This is a genomic window from Acidovorax sp. HMWF018 (genome assembly GCF_003061035.1).
GTDB lineage: Bacteria > Pseudomonadota > Gammaproteobacteria > Burkholderiales > Burkholderiaceae_C > Acidovorax > Acidovorax delafieldii.
The window spans coordinates 1-3,008 of the sequence record NZ_QAIM01000465.1 but is presented as its reverse complement, the minus strand read 5'-3'; the positions used below and the strand labels follow the sequence as shown (position 1 = coordinate 3,008).

3 protein-coding genes and 1 pseudogene are annotated in these 3,008 nt (G+C 64.6%); 3 read left to right on the top strand and 1 reads right to left on the bottom strand.

The window, feature by feature from the left end; all coding sequences use genetic code 11:
• Nucleotides 1-221 (top strand): annotated as a pseudogene (locus DBR23_RS19500) (methyl-accepting chemotaxis protein); the annotation flags it as partial.
• Nucleotides 222-414: 193 nt separating this feature from the next.
• Here the strand turns inward: DBR23_RS19500 and DBR23_RS19495 are convergent.
• Nucleotides 415-1,224, bottom strand: coding sequence for an alpha/beta fold hydrolase (locus tag DBR23_RS19495; protein ID WP_108499302.1), 810 nt, complete (start codon nucleotides 1,222-1,224; stop codon nucleotides 415-417).
• 274 nt (nucleotides 1,225-1,498) lie between these two features.
• Here DBR23_RS19495 and DBR23_RS19490 point away from each other — a divergent pair, with 274 nt between their 5' ends.
• Both DBR23_RS19490 and DBR23_RS19485 read left to right on the top strand, forming a co-directional pair.
• On the top strand, nucleotides 1,499-2,038 hold the full coding sequence (locus tag DBR23_RS19490) for a chemotaxis protein CheW (protein ID WP_056067332.1): 540 nt from the start codon (nucleotides 1,499-1,501) through the stop codon (nucleotides 2,036-2,038).
• 43 nt (nucleotides 2,039-2,081) lie between these two features.
• On the top strand, nucleotides 2,082-3,008 hold a 927-nt coding region (locus DBR23_RS19485), incomplete at its 3' end, for an MCP four helix bundle domain-containing protein (protein ID WP_146191377.1).

Sequence of the window (3,008 nt, the reverse complement as noted above, 5' to 3'; positions counted from 1 at the left end):
CCCCCATCGCAGCGCCCAGCTACAAAGCCCCGGCCCGCAGCACCAGCCTGGGCAAAAGCGCCAAGACCGGCAGCAAACCCGCCGCCAGCCTGGCCGCGCCCAAGACCGGCAGCGCAGCGCCAGCGGCCCCTGCAGCCAGCGCCGCAGCCCCCAAACCGGCAGCGCCCAGCCCGGCACCGGCCAAGGCAGGAGGCAACGACGACGACTGGGAGAGCTTCTGAGAAGGGCCAGACAGGCCCCTGGATGAAGAGTTCAGGTCAGAACGGCCGCAAGCGCAGGTGGAACATGCGCTGACAGCTATCAAAACAGAAGTAAAGAAGCACGCAGAGGGGGCACCTTCTGCGTGCTTTTTTACGTGGCACTTGGGAATGCGCCGTCCATTCAGGTGCGGCAGGGGACTTTTCCGTACTGCTCTCAGCGGTGCGGGTTGGGATACACCAGATGCAGCCCCGGCAGCTGGGGGCGCTGGAACGGCTGCCACACCACGCCTGGCCCGTGCGGCTGGCCCAGACGGTCGGCCACGGCCCACCAGGCACTGGGGTTCAGGCCGATGCCAAAGTGGCTGGCCACCACCTCGATGTTTTCGGTGTGGGGGTTGTGGTCGGCGGGCGCCTGGATGCTGCCGCGCCACGCCACCACGCCATCGGTGCGGGAGTAGATGCTGGTGGTGGGCACCGGAGGGGCTTCGGGCAGGTTGTAGTTCTCTGTTTCGCGCTCGATGCTGCGGCCGCTGGCGAACTGGTAAATGCGCCAAGCGTTGGTGGAGGTGTGGGGCCCGGCAAACGGGGTGCCCAGGGTCACCACGCAGCGCACCAGGTCCGGCATTTCCTTGGCCAGCTCGCGGGCGTAGATGCCGCCGAGGCTCCAGCCCACCAGGCTCACCTTGTGGCCGCTGGCATCCACCGCTTGCTGCAGCTGGGCCTTGGCGTTCTCCAGCACGCCATCGCGCGGCCCCAGGTTCAGGCCCTGGCCCCAGCCCAGCGTGTTGTAGTTGCGCGATTCGAGGTAGCGACGCAGGGGCAGGGTGGTGGCGTCGCCAGCTGTCAGGCCCGGAAACACGATGACCGTGTGGCCATCGCCCAGTGGAGCGCGCTGCAGAACGGGCCATGCGGGCAGCACGGCGCCAAATTCCCAGGGGGCCCGCAGCTCCAGCGCCAGCAAGGGGAGGCTGGGCGGTGGCATGTGGTCAGGGGCGGCGGATTTGCGGTCGGAGAAAAGAGGCATCAAGTCGTCGTTCCAAAACGGGCGCCTGCCGGGCAAGGCAGGCGGGTCGTGCGACGGTAGCAGTTTTTGCGCACCAAGGCGGGGCGCGAAATGGAGCAAGCTCTCCAATTGCCCCCGCCCGGACCGGGGGAGTCCCCTTCGGATTGCGGGGGGGATTGCCCGCGAATGTCACATTTTGCAACCGTGCGCTGCTATGCTTTGGATAGCTTTTGCGTTCGTTGCGTTCTGGCGCTGTTCGCAACCCTCCCGTTCCAACCGCCTGAAAGCCCGCGCCATGACCGCTATTGCCGACGCCGCTGCGCCTGCCGCCACCCACTCTGCGCACCGCGCGCTGGCCCCTAGCCCCACCGCAGCCCCTCGTGAATTCCTGACCTTCCGCCTGGGTGCGGAGGAGTACGGCATTGACATCCTGCGCGTGCAGGAGATCCGCTCATACGAGAGACCCACGCGCCTGGCGCAATCGCCCGACTTCATCAAGGGCGTGATCGATCTTCGCGGCCGCATCGTGCCCATCCTGGATCTGCGGGTGAAGCTGCAATGCCCTGAAGCGAGCTACACCGACTTCACCGTGGTGATCATTCTGGACATCGGCTCTACCGTGATTGGCGCGGTGGTGGATGCGGTGGCCGATGTGGTCTCGCTCACTCCCGACCTCATCAAGCCCACGCCCCAGTTCGAGCGGCAGGGCCATGTAGACCCGGCCTTTGTCACTGGCATTGCCAGCCTGGGCGAGCGCATGCTGATCGTGATGGACATCGAGGCGCTGCTCAGCAGTGACGAAATTGGGCTGGTGAGATCGGCCGTGCACAGGTAATGTGCCACCCAACTGCAAAAGATCAACACAGAGGAGAAAAAGGATGAATCAGCTCAAGATTTCAACCCGGCTAGCTGTGGCATTCGCCGTCATGGTGCTTCTGTTGGTCGCTTTGGGGGCTGTGGGCCTGGTGCGGTCAGCCAACCAGCGCGCGGAGCTCAAGGACGTGATCGATGTCCGAATACCCATCGTCAAAACCCTGGGTGCCCTCAACGACGGCGTGAACGAGCAGGCCATTCAGCTGCGCAATCTGGCGATCTTCACCTCGGATGCGATCGTGAAATCGGCGACAAACCAGATTTCCGCTTCTGCGGCGGATGTCGATGCGCAATACAAAACCCTGACTGCATTGGTCACCTCTGAAAAGGGGAAGGAACTGATGGCGCGCATGCAGCAGCGGCGCGGTGATTTCTTGAAGCTGAGAGATCAATACCTCACGACGCTCCAGCAAGGGCAGCGCGACGAAGCCCTGAAGCTGCTGGAAGAGCAACTGCGCCCTGCGCAGCGGGCCTACATGGCCGCCATAGACGAACAGTTTGAATTTCAATCGCAGAGAACTGTGGACGCCGGCGCGCGCGCCGAAGCTGCCGCCGTGTCGCTGCAGCGCGATGTGCTCATCGCGGGTGCACTGGCCATCGCCATCGCTATCTTTCTGGCCATCACCATCATTCGCTCCATCACCCGCCCCCTGGCGCAGGCGGTGGAGGCGGTGGAGGCGGCCGACCGCGTGGCCAGTGGCGACCTGAGCGGCCAGATCGTCGTGCAGTCCAAGGACGAAACCGGCCACCTGCTCAGCGCCCTGCAGCGCATGCAGCAAAGCCTGGTCAACACCGTCAGCTCGGTGCGCCAGAACGCCGAAGGCGTAGCGTCAGCGAGCGCACAGATCGCCTCAGGCAACAACGACCTGAGCGCGCGCACAGAGCAGCAAGCTAGTGCACTGGAAGAAACAGCCGCCTCGATGGAAGAGCTG